The 17808-nt window shown below is 59.9% G+C and carries 21 protein-coding genes; 7 read left to right on the forward strand and 14 right to left on the reverse strand.

Going from position 1 to position 17808, the window contains the following annotated elements:
* The first annotated feature begins 60 nt into the window (after positions 1-60).
* Positions 61-1521 (forward strand): hypothetical protein, encoded by a 1461-nt coding sequence (locus HGP14_RS14135; protein WP_168830499.1) that lies wholly within the window; start codon positions 61-63, stop codon positions 1519-1521.
* A gap of 57 nt (positions 1522-1578) precedes the next feature.
* On the opposite strand, the gene HGP14_RS14140 is transcribed toward HGP14_RS14135, so the two are convergent.
* From HGP14_RS14140 to lgt, 7 genes are all read right to left on the reverse strand, one after another.
* Positions 1579-2046 (reverse strand): Kazal-type serine protease inhibitor domain-containing protein, encoded by a 468-nt coding sequence (locus HGP14_RS14140; RefSeq protein WP_409527078.1) that lies wholly within the window; start codon positions 2044-2046, stop codon positions 1579-1581.
* A 105-nt stretch (positions 2047-2151) separates the two neighbouring features.
* The gene (locus tag HGP14_RS14145; RefSeq protein WP_168830501.1) at positions 2152-3084 is read right to left on the reverse strand and encodes a ribose-phosphate pyrophosphokinase; all 933 of its coding nucleotides are present in this window, start codon (positions 3082-3084) and stop codon (positions 2152-2154) included.
* A 105-nt stretch (positions 3085-3189) separates the two neighbouring features.
* On the reverse strand, positions 3190-4011 hold the full coding sequence (locus HGP14_RS14150) for a hypothetical protein (RefSeq protein ID WP_168830502.1): 822 nt from the start codon (positions 4009-4011) through the stop codon (positions 3190-3192).
* Positions 4012-4110: 99 nt separating this feature from the next.
* Positions 4111-5262, reverse strand: coding sequence for a Xaa-Pro peptidase family protein (locus HGP14_RS14155; RefSeq protein WP_168830503.1), 1152 nt, complete (start codon positions 5260-5262; stop codon positions 4111-4113).
* A 4-nt stretch (positions 5263-5266) separates the two neighbouring features.
* Positions 5267-6061, reverse strand: a complete 795-nt coding sequence (gene pgeF, locus HGP14_RS14160; RefSeq protein WP_168830504.1) for a peptidoglycan editing factor PgeF — start codon at positions 6059-6061, stop codon at positions 5267-5269.
* Positions 6062-6161: 100 nt separating this feature from the next.
* On the reverse strand, positions 6162-7262 hold the full coding sequence (locus HGP14_RS14165) for a class I SAM-dependent methyltransferase (RefSeq protein WP_168830505.1): 1101 nt from the start codon (positions 7260-7262) through the stop codon (positions 6162-6164).
* A gap of 20 nt (positions 7263-7282) precedes the next feature.
* Entirely contained in the window at positions 7283-8131 is an 849-nt protein-coding gene (gene lgt, locus HGP14_RS14170; RefSeq protein ID WP_168830506.1) for a prolipoprotein diacylglyceryl transferase, read from the reverse strand.
* A gap of 193 nt (positions 8132-8324) precedes the next feature.
* On the opposite strand from lgt, the gene HGP14_RS14175 reads away from it, so the two are divergent.
* From HGP14_RS14175 to HGP14_RS14190, 4 genes are all read left to right on the forward strand, one after another.
* Positions 8325-8585, forward strand: a complete 261-nt coding sequence (locus tag HGP14_RS14175) for an accessory factor UbiK family protein (RefSeq protein ID WP_168830507.1) — start codon at positions 8325-8327, stop codon at positions 8583-8585.
* 387 nt (positions 8586-8972) lie between these two features.
* Positions 8973-9473 carry a YbjN domain-containing protein gene (locus HGP14_RS14180; protein ID WP_168830508.1) on the forward strand — a complete coding sequence of 167 codons (501 nt, stop codon included), beginning with the start codon at positions 8973-8975 and terminating at the stop codon, positions 9471-9473.
* Between the two features lies 1 nt (position 9474).
* Positions 9475-10293 carry a pyrroline-5-carboxylate reductase gene (proC, locus tag HGP14_RS14185; RefSeq protein ID WP_168830509.1) on the forward strand — a complete coding sequence of 273 codons (819 nt, stop codon included), beginning with the start codon at positions 9475-9477 and terminating at the stop codon, positions 10291-10293.
* 9 nt (positions 10294-10302) lie between these two features.
* Positions 10303-10644 carry a tRNA-binding protein gene (locus HGP14_RS14190; RefSeq protein WP_168830510.1) on the forward strand — a complete coding sequence of 114 codons (342 nt, stop codon included), beginning with the start codon at positions 10303-10305 and terminating at the stop codon, positions 10642-10644.
* Here HGP14_RS14190 and HGP14_RS14195 read toward each other — a convergent pair whose 3' ends face one another.
* Genes HGP14_RS14195 through HGP14_RS14210 form a run of 4 tightly spaced genes read right to left on the reverse strand, consistent with a single transcriptional unit; the run spans position 10645 to position 13784 of the window.
* Positions 10645-11226 carry a DUF1349 domain-containing protein gene (locus HGP14_RS14195; protein WP_168830511.1) on the reverse strand — a complete coding sequence of 194 codons (582 nt, stop codon included), beginning with the start codon at positions 11224-11226 and terminating at the stop codon, positions 10645-10647.
* A 7-nt stretch (positions 11227-11233) separates the two neighbouring features.
* Positions 11234-12613, reverse strand: coding sequence for an ATP-binding protein (locus HGP14_RS14200; protein WP_168830512.1), 1380 nt, complete (start codon positions 12611-12613; stop codon positions 11234-11236).
* A gap of 28 nt (positions 12614-12641) precedes the next feature.
* Positions 12642-13340, reverse strand: a complete 699-nt coding sequence (locus HGP14_RS14205) for a response regulator (RefSeq protein ID WP_168830513.1) — start codon at positions 13338-13340, stop codon at positions 12642-12644.
* Entirely contained in the window at positions 13341-13784 is a 444-nt protein-coding gene (locus HGP14_RS14210) for a MarR family winged helix-turn-helix transcriptional regulator (protein WP_168830514.1), read from the reverse strand.
* Between the two features lie 294 nt (positions 13785-14078).
* On the opposite strand from HGP14_RS14210, the gene HGP14_RS14215 reads away from it, so the two are divergent.
* The gene (locus HGP14_RS14215) at positions 14079-14972 is read left to right on the forward strand and encodes a branched-chain amino acid aminotransferase (RefSeq protein ID WP_168830515.1); all 894 of its coding nucleotides are present in this window, start codon (positions 14079-14081) and stop codon (positions 14970-14972) included.
* Positions 14973-15044: 72 nt separating this feature from the next.
* Here the strand turns inward: HGP14_RS14215 and HGP14_RS14220 are convergent, their stop codons facing one another.
* On the reverse strand, positions 15045-15662 hold the full coding sequence (locus tag HGP14_RS14220; protein ID WP_168830516.1) for a DUF1236 domain-containing protein: 618 nt from the start codon (positions 15660-15662) through the stop codon (positions 15045-15047).
* Between the two features lie 274 nt (positions 15663-15936).
* On the opposite strand from HGP14_RS14220, the gene HGP14_RS14225 reads away from it, so the two are divergent.
* On the forward strand, positions 15937-16581 hold the full coding sequence (locus tag HGP14_RS14225; protein WP_168830517.1) for an MBL fold metallo-hydrolase: 645 nt from the start codon (positions 15937-15939) through the stop codon (positions 16579-16581).
* A 107-nt stretch (positions 16582-16688) separates the two neighbouring features.
* Here the strand turns inward: HGP14_RS14225 and HGP14_RS14230 are convergent, their stop codons facing one another.
* Positions 16689-17105 (reverse strand): BA14K family protein, encoded by a 417-nt coding sequence (locus HGP14_RS14230; RefSeq protein WP_168830518.1) that lies wholly within the window; start codon positions 17103-17105, stop codon positions 16689-16691.
* Positions 17106-17243: 138 nt separating this feature from the next.
* Entirely contained in the window at positions 17244-17459 is a 216-nt protein-coding gene (locus HGP14_RS14235) for a cold-shock protein (protein WP_018897410.1), read from the reverse strand.
* Positions 17460-17808 lie beyond the last annotated feature (349 nt).

Here is a 17808-nt window from a genome sequence, read left to right on the forward strand (position 1 = left end):
GACATCCGGCCGCGCACATTCTCACATGATCGCCGATCCACGCCGCGGAGGAGCACGTTCATGCGATACAGGCTGATGACGGCGACGAGCGCCCTTGTTCTCGGATTGATGACGGCAGCTCATGCCGCCGAGATCAATCAGGACGGCGCGAACGCGATCCGCGACAATCTCAACAAGCTGTTGCCCGAAGACATCGCAAGGAGCGGGGTCGTGGCCGTCAACCCGGCTGGTGCGCGCTACGAGATCGTCTACGACCTGGCCAAGCTGCTTTCCAACATCGACCCGGCGGATTTCGCGATCAGCGGGCTGAAGCCGATTTCGATGTTCGCCACGCCGCAGGACAACGGGCTCTGGAATGTCGAAGGCGACAATAACCTGAATGTTTCCGGGCATTTCAAGGGGCCGGACCAGAAGCGTACCGATTTCGCCTATTCGATCGCCTCGCTGGTCTATACCGCGATCTTCGATCCGGCCATCAGCTATTTCCGCTCCGGCGACTTCCGGGCCAAGGACATCAAGATTACCTCGGCGACCGATACCGACCAGGTCAACGCCAGCTTAGGCGACATCCAATACAAGCTGACCTCCGCCGATAGTGCTTCGCCCGGCAGGACCGATTTTGCGGCGAACGGCACTATGACGGCATTTGCCCAGCAGGTCAGCGGCAGGGGAGTGCCCCCCATCCAGATCAACGCCAATTCCATCGATTTCGACGGCAAGGTCAACAACGTGCCTGCAAGGCAACTGAAGGACATTGGCGTTTTCATTCTCGACCATGCCGAGGAAAAGCCGCTCAGCAAGGAGAGTGAAGACAAATTGAAGGGCTTGCTGCGCGACGCGTTTCCCCTGATCTCTTCGCTTGAAGAAACCATCACATTCAACAATCTTGCTGTGATAAGTGCTGGAGGTAGTGGTGGGGCGAAGAGCGTCGGGTATCATTTCGCCGTCGACGGACCGAGCAATGCGACGCGGCTCGGCGTCGCCATCAATGCTGCCGATGTGACTTTTGACAGTCCCGCAATTCCTGCCGCCTATTCAGCATTCCTGCCACAGGCGGTAGATGTGCAGTTTGGTATCCCCGACATGGATTTTGCCGCTTTCGGCGACGAATTCATGAAAATGGACTTCACCAAGGTGTCGTCCGGGGAAAGCGGCCAGAGGGCGGCCGAAAAGCTCTTCCGCGATGGCGCCCTTGTGGTCGACTTCCCAAGGATCAGCGCCAGGTCAGGCGTCTATGACATCGATATTTCCGGGACGATGAAGGGCCGCATCGATAGCAACAAGGACTATTCGCTGCAGGCCTCGATCCTGGCGCGCGACTACGACAAGACCATTGCCGCCGTCCAGCAGCTCGCCAAGGAAAATCCCGAGCTCAACCAGGCCTCCTTCGGGATGCTGATGGTCAAGGGTTTCGCCAAGACCGATCCGGACGGCCGCCAGCGCTGGGACGTGACGGTCAGCCCTGATGGATCGGTGACCGTCAACGGTCAAATCGTCAAAGGTCCCGACAAGCGGCAATAATAAAGTGCCGCGACGCCCGCGATAACCAAGGCTATCGCCGCCATGAGCGTTGAATGATCAGAACCGGCACGCGCCGCCGCGGATCACCTGGAAGCCCGCATTGCCTGCCTCGCAGGCATTCGGGAACGTCTGGGTCTGACGGCCGCGCTGACCGCAAACGGGCGCATATTCCCGCGTGCAGATGCCGCTCGGACGTTCAGGGCGGTCGGGTCTCTCCGGCCTGCCGGGACGGCCCGGTGCCGGAGGCGGGAAGCGTGGCGGTTCACGGCGGCATTCGCCGCGGCCGACGATCATGAAGCCGCGGTTGCGGGCCTCGCAGGCATTGCCGAACGTTTGCAGCCTTCCGCCACGTTCGCCACAGACAGGTGCAAACTCCATCGTGCACATTTGCGGCCCAGGCGGGCGAGGGCGTGGCGGCGGGCGTGAATAGCCGGGATTGACATCGACCGTGCAGGCGGAAAGCAGAGGGATGAGCGCTACGAGCGCCAGCCGCCGTGAAGTCTTCAGATTTTTGGTTTTCATCATCATTGCTCCCCGGGCAAATAATAGGGGCGAACGTAGACGAAAGCCTGACGCCGATGAAGCGGTAAATGCAACTTCACCGCTTTGGAAGCGATCGGAAGAGAACCCTCAGTCGAAGAGACTGGAGACGGATTCTTCCTGGCTCGTGCGGTTGATGGCTTCGCCGATCAGGTGCGCGGTCGAGATGACGCGAATGTTGTGTGCCGACTGGACAGCCGTCGTCGGCTGGATGGAGTCGGTGATCACCAGTTCCCGCAACATCGATGATGTGATGCGCGTGACCGCGCCGCCGGAAAGGACGCCATGAGTGATGTAGGCCGTGACGCTTGCCGCACCCTGGGCGAGAAGCGCTTGCGCCGCGTTGCAAAGCGTGCCGCCCGAATCGACGATGTCGTCGATCAGCAGACAGTCCTTGCCTTCCACCTCGCCGATGATGTTCATGACTTCGGATTCACCCGGACGGTCGCGGCGCTTGTCCACGATCGCCAGCAGACAGTCCAGGCGCTTGGCGAGCGCGCGGGCGCGCACGACGCCGCCCACGTCCGGCGAGACGACCATGACGTTGCTGATATCGTAATTCGCCTTGATATCGCGCGTCAGCACCGGGATAGCGTAAAGGTTGTCGGTCGGGATATCGAAGAAGCCCTGGATCTGACCCGCATGCAGGTCGAGCGTCAGTACGCGGTCCGCACCGGCCTCGGTGATGAGGTTTGCGACCAGCTTGGCGGAGATCGGGGTGCGGCCCGAGGCGCGGCGATCCTGCCGGGCGTAGCCGAAGTAGGGGATTACCGCCGTAATGCGGCGCGCCGAGGAGCGGCGCATCGCATCGATCATGATGAGCAGTTCCATCAGGTGATCGTTCGTCGGGAAGGAGGTCGACTGGACGACGAAGACGTCCTCGCCGCGGACGTTCTCCTGGATCTCCACGAAGATTTCCTGATCGGCAAATCTTCTGACGCTGGCCTTGCCCAAGGGCACATTGAGATAGTTGCAGATCGCTTCGGCGAGATGCCGGTTCGAATTGCCTGCGAAAACCTTCATTTTGGCCCGCCTGTTGTCCGCTGATAGCCGCGCTTTTTAGCCAGCTTGCTTGTGAATGCAAGGGCAAAGGCGTCACAGGCCTTGATATTTGTAAAAAGCCTGTTGCTAACCGCCGTGCGTCTGCCGCCAGGAATTGAATTCCGCGATTGTCTTCGTGCCGATCTGCTGCATGACGGAGGCGGGAACGCCGGCCCAGGGATCTTGTGTCGCGGAGGGCACCTTTTCCTGTCCCTGGATCCGGTGCAGTCGGGCGCCGCTGCCATCGAGAATGTCCCACACGTAAACGACGGTTACGTTGCCTTCGTCGGCGAAGGCCGAAAGATAGCCCTTGAGGATATAGTCGCTGCTCGTGTCGTTCGAACTCCGGATGGAGAGGCCGTGCGATCGTGCCTCAGCGCCGAGCTGGCGAGAAAGCGGCGTCACCGCCTGAACAGGAGCGCCGATAATCGGCAGGAAGCGAACGGTGTTGCCGCGGATCGAAGACGATGCCGTGCGGTCGATGGAGGCAACCTGCTGCGGCTGGCGGGCAGGGGCGAGGTCGCCCATGTCCTCCTCTTCGGCTTGTGCATTCGAAACCGGCTCGGCAAGTGCCTCGGATTCGATCGGCGCCGAGGCCGAGGGTGACTCCCCGCGTTGGGCAAGAGCGTCGGCCTGTTCCTGCATCGTCGTTGGAGGTGCGCCGGAGCCCGCTCTGTACGTTTGATTGTAGCCGGAGTGATAGGCTGGCTGCCGCGATTCTTCGGCAAAGGCCTGCTTCGGCTCGGACCCCGCCATGCGTTCGACCTCGTCCTGGGTTACCGGCGAGGAGCGGCGGCTAAGCGAGGAGTCACCGATATCGACCTGCGGCGTCAGGGCATCGGTGGTATTGCAAGCGGAAAGCAGGGCCATGCAGGCAAGGAGCATCGGCGCAGTGTGAGCTTGCCTCATTGCTGTCGTCGTCCTTCGCTCATTCGCATCAGCCCCGCCTGATTTATGAAGGCGGGGACCGCCGACTGTCAATTCCGGATTCTTGCCGGTGATTGTCCGTTACGCGCCGATGAAGTCGAGTGAATGGCGGGAAAGGGCACGCGGCGCAGCCGGTGTCGTCAGGTAAGTCTGGCCAAGCGTCATGGCCGTTCCGGTATCGGAATCAGCGATGATCATGTGCACGAAAAGCGACATGTTTGGTTCGATTTCCTGCGGATTGCCGACATGGAACATCTGATGCTCCATCCACGATGGCGAGAAGCGGGCGCCGAGCGAATAGCCGCAGGCGTTCAGGCGATGCCGGGCAAGGCCCCGCTCGTCCATGATCTTCGCATGCATGTCGAAGACATCTCCGAAGGTATGGCCGGGCTTCAATACCGTCTCGATCGCCTGGATGGTTTCGAGGCAGGCATTGTAGAGTTCGCGGTGGCGGTGTGTCGGCTCGCCGATCACGATCGTGCGCATCATGGCGACATGGTAGTGGGCGTAGGTACCCGCCCATTCCAGCGTGAGCTGGTCGTTTGCATCGAGCTTGCGGCGGCCGGCCTTGTAGCGGCAAAGCAGCGCGTCGACGCCGGAGCCGATGATGAATTCGTTGGCGGGGTAATCGCCGCCACCGGAAAAGACCGCGCCTTGCATGGCGGCAAGGATATCGGCCTCGTTGGCACCGGGCTTGGTCAGCCGTATCGCGGCGTCCAATGCGTCATCGGCAAGTGCCGCAGCGCGCTCCACATAGACCACTTCGGTGGGACTTTTCACTAGGCGCAAGCGGCTGACAAGGTAGGAAGCATCGACGATCTGACCGAAGGTCGAAAGCTGGGCATCGAGCAGGCGTGCAATGCGACCCGTCATGCCATGGGTATCGTATTCGACGCCGATGCGGGCGCCGAGCAGATCCATGTCGGAGAGCAGGTTCCTGAGGTCGAGCGTCGGGTCGGCGTTGACGCGGTCGACCCAGACATGGATGTCGTCGATGATCGAGGTGTGCTTGGCCTGACGGAGATCCGCCGAGCGGGTGAGCAGCGACATCGTGCCGTCGGCCTTGACGATCAGCGTCTGGAAGAAACAATAGCCGAACGTGTCGTAGCCCGTCAGCCAGTACATGCTTTCCTGCGCAAACAGCAGGACGGCGTCGAGCTTTTCGGCGCGCATCTGGTCAGTGAGGCGGGCGAGGCGGCTTGCGAATTCGGTCCTTTCGAAATGCAGTGCCATTCGGTCAAATCTCCCTAATGCTGATCGCTGAAATCTGGCGGCCGTAATCCGGCTCTTTATTATGTGTCGTCCGCCGGTAAGAGAAAAAGCGCTCGCTGTCCGGATAAGTGCAAATTCCGAGGCTTTCGGCGCGGACGCCGGCTTTGCGCAGCCGGTCGACTGTCAGCGCCTGAAGGTCGAACATTGAATGGCCGGGTTTCTCCGACGGAATAAAATACCGCTCGTAAGACAAATCGTGTGTGACGAAGCGGTCGACAAATTCCGGGCCGACCTCATAGCTCGCCTGGCTGATCGAGGGGCCGAGGCACGCAACGATGGTTTCGCGCTTCGCTCCAAGGTTTTCCATTGCCGCGATTGTGTTCTCCAGAACACCCGTCAGCGCGCCTTTCCATCCGGCGTGGGCGGCACCGATCACCTGGTTTTCCGGGTCGGCGAACAGGATCGGTCCGCAATCTGCGGCGAGCACTCCGAGCACAAGACCGGGCGTCGCCGTCACCAGCGCATCGGCTTCCGGGCAGGCACCGTTGTAGCTGCCGCCGACGATGACGGCATCCGGCGAGTGGACCTGGTGCACGGTGGCGAGCTTTTCCAGCGGCTGGCCGAACCAGGCCGCGACGCGTCGGCGGTTTTCCATCACCTTTTCGCGATCGTCGTTCGAGCCAAGGCCAACGTTCAGGCCGCGGTAAAGGCCGTCAGAGAGGCCGCCCTCACGGGTGAAATAGCCATGAACGATTGCGTCGCCCGCTGCCTGCTTCAGCAGCGCGCTTTCGATGGGTGCGGGAGAGGCCGCATTTTGCATCAGCGATTCCGGGGTGTTTCGAATGGGGTCATTGTCCGCCGGATCGTCCGGCGAAGCATTGTTGATTGCGCCGGATGTTGGCGCAGGGCGGCGCGCTCTGTCAATCCACCGGACGGAACGGCATCAGATCGACGGCGGGATAGGAGACTGCCATCGCCTTGAAAAGCTCGCCCATCCGGCCTTCGCCGGCGCCTGCCAAGCGGTCCACTGCGCTCTGGATGATCTCTTGCGTGCGCGGTTCGCGGTTCCGCCCGAGAGCCGCGGCTCGCTCGACAATGCCGAGCCCTGTCAGGAAATCGCCCTGGTGCAGCGCGCCATTGAGATGGAGCCCGGCGGCTGCCGCGGTTTTCGCAAGATCTGCGAAATCCACATGGCTCGTCAGATCCGCTTCCCCGGGATGCGCGAGAGGCGGATCGAATTCGTGCATGCGCACCGCCTGCAGCGTGTCGCCGAAACCGGTGACGAGATGGCCGTAGTCGATCGCGAGCGCCGTGCCGCCGAAAGCCTTCAGGCGATCGCAAATCGTGATCATGACAGCTTGGCGGGCAGGCGAAATCTCGAAGAGCGCGCCGTTGAGAACTGTCTGATGCGGCTCCGGCAGCAGCGCCGGGTCGATGCCGGCAACACCGGCAGCGAATGCCAGTTCGCCATCGGTATCGAGGCCGACCATGCGCTCCCGAAATCCGTTCGGCGTCTTCACGAACTGGCGAATCGGAATGGCGTCGAACAACTCGTTCGCCGCCAGCAGCGTGAAGCCCGGCGGCACCTCCTCGAAGTCCGAATGCCAGCTGATCTTGCCCTCATGGGCATCAAGCGTCTGGCTCTGGATATCGCGCAGCCGCTCGCTCGTTTCGACGAGATGAACGGTCATGGTCTCGAAGAGGGGCGGGGCGAGGCGGGCGATGACGCGCAGCATGTCCGCCATCATGGTCCCGCGGCCCGGTCCGATTTCAACCAGGCGCACGCCTGCCGGCGTGCCGTGCCGCTGCCAGGCGTGCACGATGAAAACACCGATCATCTCGCCGAAGAGCTGGCTGACTTCGGGCGCGGTGACGAAATCGCCGGATCGGCCGAAGGGTTCACGGGTCCGGTAATAGCCGTATTCCGGATCGGCCAGGCAGAGCGAGAAATAGTCCGTAACGCTGATCGGCCCGTTCGCCTGAATGATCGCCTTTATCTTTTCACCGAGTGCGGTCGTCATGATCGTACTGTCCTGACAGCTCAATGCTGGGGCGCTGTCTGGCTGCGGGAGCGAGCCATCGCCCAGATTCCGAGCAGGATCATCGGCGAGGAGAGCACCATTCCCATGGTCAGCCAGTTCGTGCCGAGCAGATAGCCAAGCTGCGCATCCGGCTCGCGGAAGAACTCAACGAAGATGCGTGACAGCGCATAGCCGCATACGAACACACCCGTCACGAAGCCCGGTGATTTCAGCGCACGGAAGCCATAGACGAGAAGGGCAAGCAGGAGGAGAAGCACGATGCCTTCGAGGCACGCTTCATAGAGCTGGCTAGGGTGGCGTGCAAAAGGTCCGCCGGTGGGGAAAACGACCGCCCAGGGCACGTCCGTGAGCCGCCCCCAGAGCTCGCCATTGACGAAGTTTGCAATGCGGCCGAAGAACAGGCCGATCGGCACCACTGCGGCGACGATGTCGAAAAGGCTCCACAAAGGAATGCCGTTCTTGCGCGCAAACAGGATCATGGCGATCGTCGTGCCGATGATGCCGCCGTGGAAGGACATGCCGCCGTTCCAGATCTCGATCGCGCGGATCGGATCCTCGATGACGAAGGGCAGATCGTAGAACAGGATATAGCCGATGCGGCCGCCGAGCACGATGCCGAGGGCTGCCCAGACGATGAAGTCATCGAGCTGAGCCCTGGTGATCGGCGAGGTGTTTTCCGGCCAGAGCGCATCGTTGCCGGCGATCCGGCGCGCATAGAGCCATCCGAGCATGATGCCCGTGACATAGGCGAGGCCATACCAATGAATCGCCAGCGGACCGATCGAAAAGGCGATCGGATCGATATTCGGAAACGGCATGATCGCAAGAAGATTGGCTGCTGTCGGCAAAGCTTTCCCACCCGTTGATGTGCGCGGAACATGGCTTTGCGTTACGAGGCGGTCAAGTCGATTGTGAGGCAGCCGAATGGCTGGGGGCTGCTTATCCAGAGCAAAGCGCTTGCAAGCCAAGCGTTGAAGCCCTACCTCATTCTCATGAGCCTGAGGGCCAAGAAATCATGTCATGCGAAGGAGAGAAACTACCATGACGACCGGCACAAATCGCATCATGGACGAATTCGCCAAGCTGATGACGGACGCAGCGGGCGCCGCCCAAGGTGTGCGCAAGGAGATCGAGACGGCCTTCAACGCGCAGGCCGAGCGTTGGTTGAACGGCATGGATGTGGTGAAGCGCGAGGAATTCGAAGCCGTCCGCGAAATGGCGATCAAAGCCCGCGACGAAGCCGAAGCACTTCAAGTCCGCGTTGCCGCGCTCGAAGCGCAGCTTGCTGCAAAGGCCAAATAGTTCCCGTTCCGGCACAGCGTGCGGTGTGGCGCATAAGCGACACGCCGCTTCTTCGATAAAATAATCAGGTGATGTTTTCCACCTGTGGACACTGCCAAAAAACCCAATTCGCAGAGTCGTTTATAACCTCCTTCTGAATCAAATTCCGAACAGCTTTCCACAGTGCCTTTCCGAAAATCGGCGCTCGGGGGCTGGTACCTCAGCGGGTGCATTATACACTGATTTTAAATGATGATTCGAAACGGACATTGGTAAGCTCCGGGCAGGTTCACTGCGTTACGTCTGGCAGCGGTTCAACGATCATCCGAGTGGTGGTTCCGGTATTTGCGTATCTTTGCTTTGGTGAATCCAAGTTCAGTCGCATTCGTCCGGTCAAGAAGGTGCTGCATGAGCCTTATGGAATTGGAAATCGAACGTCAGTCGAACCCGGTCGACATGATCGAGTACGTCGCCTCCAACAATGACTGGTCGTTTGAGCGGTCGGGCGAGGACGAGATCGCTATGACGGTCGAGGGAAAGTGGGCCGATTACCACGTTTCCTTCTCCTGGATGGAGGAATTCGAGGCGCTGCATCTCGGTTGCGCTTTCGACATCAAAGTTCCCGAAGCGCGCGTCAACGAAGTCACCAAGCTTCTGGCGGCGATCAACGGCCAGGTCCTGATGGGACATTTCGATCTGTGGCGGCAGGAAGATGTGATAATCTTCAGGCAGTCGCTACTCCTGGCAGGCGGCGCTGAACCCACGAACCGTCAGGTGGAAGTTTTGCTTTCGAGTGCGCTCGATACCTGCGAGGCCTACTATCAGGCGTTTCAGTTTGTCATCTGGTCCGGCTTGGATGCCGCAAAGGCCATGGAAGCGGTCCTTTTCGAAACGGCCGGTGAAGCATAAAATGTCAGCGTCTTCTTCGGATACAGTCGTTCTCGTCGGCGCCGGCAATATGGGGGGCGCGATGCTCTCCGGCTGGCTGAAGAGCGGTGTTCCGGGTTCCTCCGTTGTCGTCGTCGATCCTGGTCCGTCTCCAGCGATGAGGAAGACGATCAGCGACGCAGGCGCGAAGCATGTCGAAGCCGTTCCCGCCGATCTCAAGGCCGGCGTCATCTTTATTGCGGTGAAGCCGCAGGTGATGGAAGCGGTCCTGCCGCCGGTAAAGAGCGCCGTCGGCCCCGGTACGGTCATCGTCTCGGTAGCTGCGGGCAAGACGCTGTCCTTCCTGGAAAAGCATCTCGGCAACGCCGCCATGGTTCGCGCCATGCCGAATACGCCGGCCATGGTCGGCCGCGGCATAACCGGCGCCTTCGCGAATCCGCGCGTCAGCGCCGAGCAACGTGAGCGCGTCCATTCTCTTCTCAGCGTATCGGGTCCTGTTGAGTGGGTTCAGGCCGAGTCGGATATCGATGCCGTGACGGCATTGTCCGGTAGCGGTCCGGCCTATGTGTTCTATCTCGTCGAGTGTATGGCAGAAGCGGGCCGTAAACTTGGCCTGCCGGCGGACCTCGCCATGCGCCTTGCACGGGAAACTGTCGCGGGGGCTGGTGAACTTCTGCACCAGTCCCCCGATGAGGCTTCGAGACTTCGCCAGAATGTCACGTCGCCCGGCGGCACGACTGCCGCGGCCCTTTCCATTCTGATGGCGGAGGAGGGCATGCAGCCGCTGTTCGACAAGGCGATCGCCGCTGCCCGCAAGCGGGCTGAAGAGCTCGCAGGCTGAGACGTCACTATGGCTGAAGAAATCACCTTTGCCGATTTCGAGCGCGTGGATATTCGCGTCGGCACCATTATCGAGGCCAGCCCCTTTCCGGAAGCCCGCAAACCGGCAATCAAGCTGCTGATCGATTTCGGCCCGGAGATCGGCGTCAAGAAATCCTCGGCGCAGATCACCGTGCACTATGCTGTGGAAAGCCTCGTCGGCCGCCAGGTTCTCGGTGTCGTGAATTTTCCTCCGCGTCAGATCGGACCGTTCCGTTCGGAGGTTCTGACGCTTGGCTTTGAGGACGAGGCGGGTGCAATCGTTCTTGCTGCAGCGGATAAGCCGGTGCCGAACGGCAGGAAGCTGATGTGATCAGTGAATGTCGCGCGAGACCGGATCGGTCAGCGTGAACTCATGGAAAACGGCTTCAAAGCCCGCGCGTTGCGGTGAGCAGAATGCCGGGCCGACCATGACTTCCTCGATAGATGGATCGAACCAGGCGAGACGCGCCATGCGCCATTCGCTCACCCGGTCCGTCCGATATTGAATGAAGAGCGCGTCCTTGTTGCGCGTCACGCGAAGCGAGAGCCGCTCGAATTCATGCTCGATGCGAAAGGCTGACCAATCGGAGTTGCCATTGGTGACGACCGTACTGAAGTGCTTTGCGCCGTCGGTATATTCGATCCCGCATTTCATCCAGCGTGTGGAATCGGCACGGACCATCAAGCCGGCCTGATCGTAGAGCTCCCGGTAGGCGCCTGAGAATGTCACTTCCGCAGTAAAATCGCCCTTGCGCCGCTGGTAGAGAAAATGGCCGTCGTCGCGATGGAAGCCGTAGTAGGTGCCCTGCCAAAAATCGGTCCTGTCGCCGGATCGCACGTGCAGCGCGCCGTCGCGAAGCTCGGTGGAGGGCGGAGGATTGAGCCAGGTCATCGCGGCAAGATCGATCGCCATTCGGACCTCACGCCGGTACGCGGATGGTTGCGCGGAGACCCCCGAGCGGGCTATCACCGAGTATGACGTTGCCGCCGTGGCTGCGGGCGATATCGCGCGCGATTGCAAGGCCGAGGCCGGTGCCGGAATCATCCAGATTCCGTGCCTCGTCCAGGCGGAAGAAGGGCTTAAAGACATCTTCGCGGCTCTTCTCCGGAATACCCGGACCGTCGTCGTCAAAGTTCAGCGTCAGCCATTTGGCATTGTGCTTCGCCTCGATCCTGAGTGTATTCGCGTATCGGCGGGCATTGGATGCGAGATTGGCGACCAGTCGTGTGAAAGCGTTCGGCCGAACCAGAATTTCATCGCCGCCTTCGATCGAATAACTGAACTTCCTTTCGTGCAATGCGAAGTCCGCCTCGATTTTTCCCAGCAGTTCGGTGAGCCTCAGCTCTCCGACGTCCTCTTCGATTTCGCTGCGCGCGAAGGCCATGTAGGCTTCGAGCATTGACTGCATGTCGTTGACGTCGTCGCTCAGGCCCTGGAGTTCCGGACTGCTGCCGGCGAGGGCCAGTTGCAGCTTGAAGCGCGTGAGGACCGTTCGCAGGTCGTGGCTCACACCGGTCAGCATCGCGGTTCGCTGTTCGATCTGCCGCTCGATCCGCTCGCGCATCAAGATGAAGGCCAGACCCGCACGCCTGACTTCATCGGCGCCGCGCGGATGAAAATCGTCGAGTTTCTGCCCTTTGCCGAAGCTTTCGGCGGCACGCGCCAGCATCTGGATCGGGCGGATCTGACCGCGCAGGAAGAGGATCGATACGCCAATGAGCACGAGCGATGCGCCGACCATCCAGACGATGAAAATATGAGTATTGGATGCATAGGTCTGATTGCGTTTGGTCAGTACGCGCAGAATCTTGTTGTCCAGCTTTATCCGGATTTCAACGAGGCTCGAGTCCCCCACCGTATCGATCCAGAAGGGCCGCTTGATCTGGTCGCTGATTTCATCGCTCAGAATACCGTCGAGGATCGAGAAAAACGGCTTTTGCCGCGGCGGCGGCAGATCTCCGTCGGGCTCGATCGAGATCTGCAAGTTCAACTCGTTATCGGCGATGCGCGTGATTTGGCTGTAATCCGCGTCCTGCGGATAAGTTTCGATGATCTGTATGATGGCTGCGATGTCGCGCGTGACGGCGCTCGACAGCCGCTGCGTCACCATTTGCCAGTGACGTTCCATGAATACCGCGGCCACGACCGATTGCAGCAGCACCATGGGTATGATGATGATCAGCAGCGAGCGGGTGTAGATGCCAGTAGGCAGTACGCGGCGGCGCAGCCAACGAGCGAACGACTTCCATCCGGAGACTGGCCAACGGTCTTCGCGGCGCAGTGAATCGAAAGTCACCATTACAGTCGTGATCCTGACATTGCGGCTATCAATCGATACTCAGTCTATATCCTATACCACGAACCGTCTGAAGCCAGACAGGATTTGCAGGATCGTCCTCGATCTTGCGCCGCAGTCGATTGATCTGCACGTCGATGGTGCGCTCGCCGACTTCGACGTCGCCGCCTATGAGTTCGTGTCGCGGGATCGTGTCGCCGGCGCGCTTGGCAAAGAGCAGCATGATTTCCTGCTCACGATCCGTAAGCCGGATCACCTCCGTTGCCTTCTTCAGTTCCCTGCGGGTGAGCGAGAACGTGTAGGGTCCGAACATGACCTGCTCGATCTTCGGCGCGTCCGAAGCATTCCGGCGCAGGATATTGTTGACCCGCAGCACCAGTTCGCGCGGATCGAAAGGCTTGGAGAGATAATCGTCGGCGCCGGCTTCAAGACCGGCAATCCGGTTATCGGATTCCGCAAGCGCCGTCAGCATGATGATCGGGACGTTCTTGATGGAGCGAAGGCCGCGCGTCACCTCGATGCCGGACTCGCCGGGCATCATCACGTCCATGATGATGAGATCGAAGTCGAGCCCTGCCAGCTTGCGCTGCGCCTCCGCGCCGTCCGCAGCCACTGTCACCCTAAAACCGTTCTCTGTCAGGTAGCGATTCAAAAGGGCGCGGATGCGGGTGTCGTCGTCGACCACAAGCAGATGTGCCGCATCATCCGAAATGATTGCTTTTCCCGCCATTCAATCCCCTTTTCCCGTATTTCTATCGCGCATACCCCTCAGGAATGCCCTTACGCCCTCGCGCGCTTCGGGAGAGGCACCGTCGAATGCTCTCTCAATACGGCGCGATTGCGGCTCCGCCAGAGCGAGCGCCAGTTCGCGCCCAGTCTTTGTCGGATAGAGCTTGCGTTGGCGCCGGTCTTCTGGCCCCGCCACCTGACGAATATACCCCGAATCGATTAGTTGTTTGAGCACTCTTGCAAGGCTCTGCTTGGTAATCTTCAACGTATCCAAAAGATCGGCAACGGTCATGCCCGGCTCACGGTTAACGAAATGCACCACCCTGTGATGAGCACGGCCAAAGCCGCTCTTTGCGAGGATTGCATCCGGATCCGAGACGAAATCCCGATAGGCGAAAAAGAAAAGCTCGATGATTTCGAAGTCGATGATGCCGGTGTTTTCCATCGGTTCGGCCAAGGGTTCAGTTTTGCCTGCTTTCGAGCTGGTTTGTCTTACCGCCACGTTATTTCCTTTCTCGCCGGGCGCCGTCCTGGAAGCTTTTGCAAAGATATGGCAGCTTTGTTGACATAAATTTTCGCCGCTGGTAGCTTTCGCGGACTTTGGAGACGGAACGGAACAATCGTTTCGAGCCCGTCTTTTCTCCCCTACAACGTATATTATCCCCACTGCGTCTGTGGATAAAACGTATTGGGGACAACAATCAACAGGCATGGCGTGCGAGCGCCGGAGGATAAGACAATGGCTTCAGTTCCTTTCGATCAGCTGGAGGGCGAAATCTGGTTCAACGGCGAGTTCATGCCGTGGAAAGACGCGAAGATCCATGTGCTGACCCATGGTCTGCATTATGCCAGTGCGGTCTTTGAAGGGGAGCGCGCTTATGGCGGCCGCGTCTTCAAGTTGACCGAGCATAACCAGCGCCTTCACAAGTCCGCTGGAATCCTCGGCTTCAAGGTGCCTTATTCGGTCGAGGAACTCGATGCGGCAACGATCGAACTGCTGAAGCGTCAGAGTTTTTCCGAGGCTTATGTGCGGCCGATTGCATGGCGCGGCAGTGAAATGATGGGCGTTTCGGCTCAAGCGACCCGCATCAATGTCGCAATAGCGATCTGGCAGTGGGGCAGCTATTTCAATCCGGCGGAAAAGCTCAAGGGCATCCGCCTCGACATCGCGGAATACCGCCGCCCTGACCCGAAGACAGCGCCGGCTGCGTCGAAGGCGGCGGGTCTCTACATGATCTGCACCATCTCGAAACACGCCGCCGAGGCTAAGGGCTACGCCGATGCAATGATGCTCGACTACCGCGGCCAGGTCGCCGAAGCGACGGGTGCCAACATCTTCTTCGTCAAGGAGGGCGTCATTCACACGCCCACGCCGGATTGCTTCCTCAACGGTATCACGCGCCAGACGGTGATCGAACTCGCGAAGCGCCGCGGTTACCACGTCGTCGAACGGGCGATACAGCCGGAAGAGCTCTCGAGCTTCACCGAATGTTTCCTGACAGGGTCCGCCGCGGAAGTCACACCGGTATCAGAAATCGGGCCTCATAAATTCACGCCTTCGACCATCACAGAGACATTGATGAACGACTACATGACGGAAGTGTACCCGGCGGCTGCGAGCGGAGCCGAGTAAGTTTTCCACAGAAATGGCAAAAGGCGGCATGCGAGCCGCCTTTTTTGTTTCGTTTCAGGCCAACCCTCTGTCTCAATCATAGACATACACAATACGCCGGGTGCCCGGATCGACCAGAACCGGACGGTCATTGATGCGCACGTAGCGGTACTGATAGTCCGGAATTTCCTGGAAGGTCACGCTGGCCGGGACCTCGGCACCGACGACGACATCGCCGCCTAGCCGGACGGCCTGCCCGGGTGCGGTTTGAATGTAGGTGCGGACGGTGTCCGGCGGCGTTATCGTTTCGACGGCGCCAACGGGACCGAGCAGTTCGTCGCCCGGTGCGGGTTGCGGTTCAGCAGGGATCACGGTTGCAGTCGACTCATACGTGACGGCCGGGACGCCGAGGACAGTCTGGTTCTGCTCGACGATCATGGGGCTGCCTTGGTGCTCGACCTGCAGATATTCGGCGTAAACCCAACCGCGCATGCCGTTTACGTCGACGCGGCACCAGCGGCTGCCCTGAATGCAGCCATCAAGGATCGCGGGCGATCCTCGCGTTGCGACGCCGACAGAAGGATATTGCGGGCCAGGTCCGGAACGCACATTGAGGTCGCTGACGGCCGTCGCGGTCATTTCCGCATGGGCCAAGCCCGCACTCGCGACGAGCACGGCGCCTGCCAGGAAAAGGTTTCTCGTGAAGGTCATTCTGTTTCTCCTTCCATTGCTGAGCGGACAACGCACCGTCTCTCGCGTGGTTCCAAGGCTTGGAGCCCCGAGTTCAAAGAGGGATTCAGCCAAAACCAAGAAGGTATTGAACTCACAGCGAAAATACCGGTCACCCCTGGCTCAGTTGCGTGCCTGAACCGCGATGAACTGTTGTTACCGCATGTCGTCATAGCGTGAGGGAATCATAAAAGCGGCTGGCTTTGATGGTCTTTCTCGCTATATCGAGGCAGGCAGAGACCAAACGAGGCATATCATGGGCATGCTCCAGGCCGGTATCATTCCGGTTACCCCCTTCCAGCAGAACTGCACGGTGCTTTTCGACCCCGACACCAAGGAGGGGGTTGTTGTCGATCCCGGCGGCGATGTGCCGGTCATTCTCAAGGTGCTTGAGGAAAACGGGTTGGTCATCAAGGAGATCTGGCTGACGCACGGGCATCTCGATCATGCCGGAGGTGCGAAAGAGCTGAAGGAGGCGCTCGGCGTCGATATTGTCGGGCCTCATCAGGACGACCTGCCGCTGCTCGAGCGGATCGAGACGCAGGCGCAGACATACGGGATTGCCGGGCTCCAGAATGTCGTGCCGGACCGTTGGCTACAGGACGGAGACAGGATCTCCTTCGGCACCCACGAGTTCGAGGTTTATCACACGCCGGGCCACGCGCCCGGCCACGTCATCTATTTCAACCGCGCCCAGAACTTCGCCCATCTCGGCGATGTGCTCTTCAACGGTTCGATTGGCCGCACTGATCTGCCGGGAGGCAATCACCAGCAGCTTCTCGATTCAATTCGCGACAAGGTTCTGCCGCTCGGCGATGACGTTGGCTTCATCTGCGGACATGGGCCTGGCAGCCGCATTGGCGACGAGAGGCGGAGCAACCCATTCCTGCGGGGTATCTGACGCGATTGGCGCCAAGCCCGCATCTCGCCGGCTTCTGATCTCGACATTTGGACAAAACAAAAGCGCCGCTCGAGGAGCGGCGCTTTACCCTTTCAAAGGATGCGGGATCAGCCTGCAGTGCAGAAGTGTTCGCGACCGTCATTGCCGATAAAGGTGCCGCTGCTCGGGTCGAAGCTGCGGTAACGGTAAGAGCAGTAGCGCTCCCATTGCGGGGTCCAGGGTTCGAGGCCCGCACGAACCGGAGCGTAGTAACGCGGCGGCGCACGATAGACCGGCGCAGCTTCGTATTCCGGCTCGTAGGGCGGGTCGATGTAGCGCGGCTCATCGTAATAATAGCGAGGCTGGCTGGCGATCGCCGAGCCAACGACCAAACCGGTTGCGAGGCCGACGGCGCCGCCGACGAGCGCTGCGTTGCCATTGTTGTGGTGGTGCCAATGGTCACCGGCCGATGCTTCGCCGATCGCGGAGAGGGTGAGGGCCGCGGCAGTAGCCGTCAGAAGAAGTGTCTTGGCGAGCCTGTTCATGTCATATCCTACTCTTGGAACCGTGCGGTTCCTGCACCGTGATGATGACAAGTTAGTGGCCGCTATCTGAACGAAGACTGAATGACAAAACCCGGCATTGCTGCCGGGCCTCAACTCGAATGACAGCCTTGAAGAAGGTCAGCCGTCAATCTGCAGATTGACGGCTTTGGGGCCCTTGCCCCGGCGATCCGGCTCCGTGTCGAAGCTAACCTTCTGGTTTTCCGTCAGGCCGGCGAGGCCGGAAGCCTGAACGGCGGAAATGTGAACAAAGATGTCGGCGCCGCCTTTATCCGGCTTGATGAAGCCGAATCCCTTGTCCGTATTGAAGAATTTAACAGTGCCAGTCTCGGCCATGCGTCAGGTCCTTTTCTCTCTGCCCGCCATCCACACGGGCAGCATCAACTATGTTCCTCGCGGAACGTCGGCAGGCAATTCTTGACTTTCGAGAAAAAGGTCCCCTCTACCTCGACCTGTCTCATGACGGGATTATTCCCCACCTTGGCGAGACCGGCTGACCGGAATATTAGCGTCTCCGGCGCGCACATTCTTAAGGACTTCCCACGCTCGCAAAATGCCCGAACACCGTGAGATTGCTGCGATTAAAAGGAATTGGCAAGCAAAAGTTTTTTAACCTGTTGCCGGAAACACACTTCGCCCGGCTATCCTATTTGCGCCAAAACGCAAAATTTCCCTCTGGGTGTAG

The organism is Rhizobium sp. P32RR-XVIII, assembly GCF_012641395.1.
In the GTDB taxonomy this organism is placed as follows: domain Bacteria; phylum Pseudomonadota; class Alphaproteobacteria; order Rhizobiales; family Rhizobiaceae; genus Rhizobium.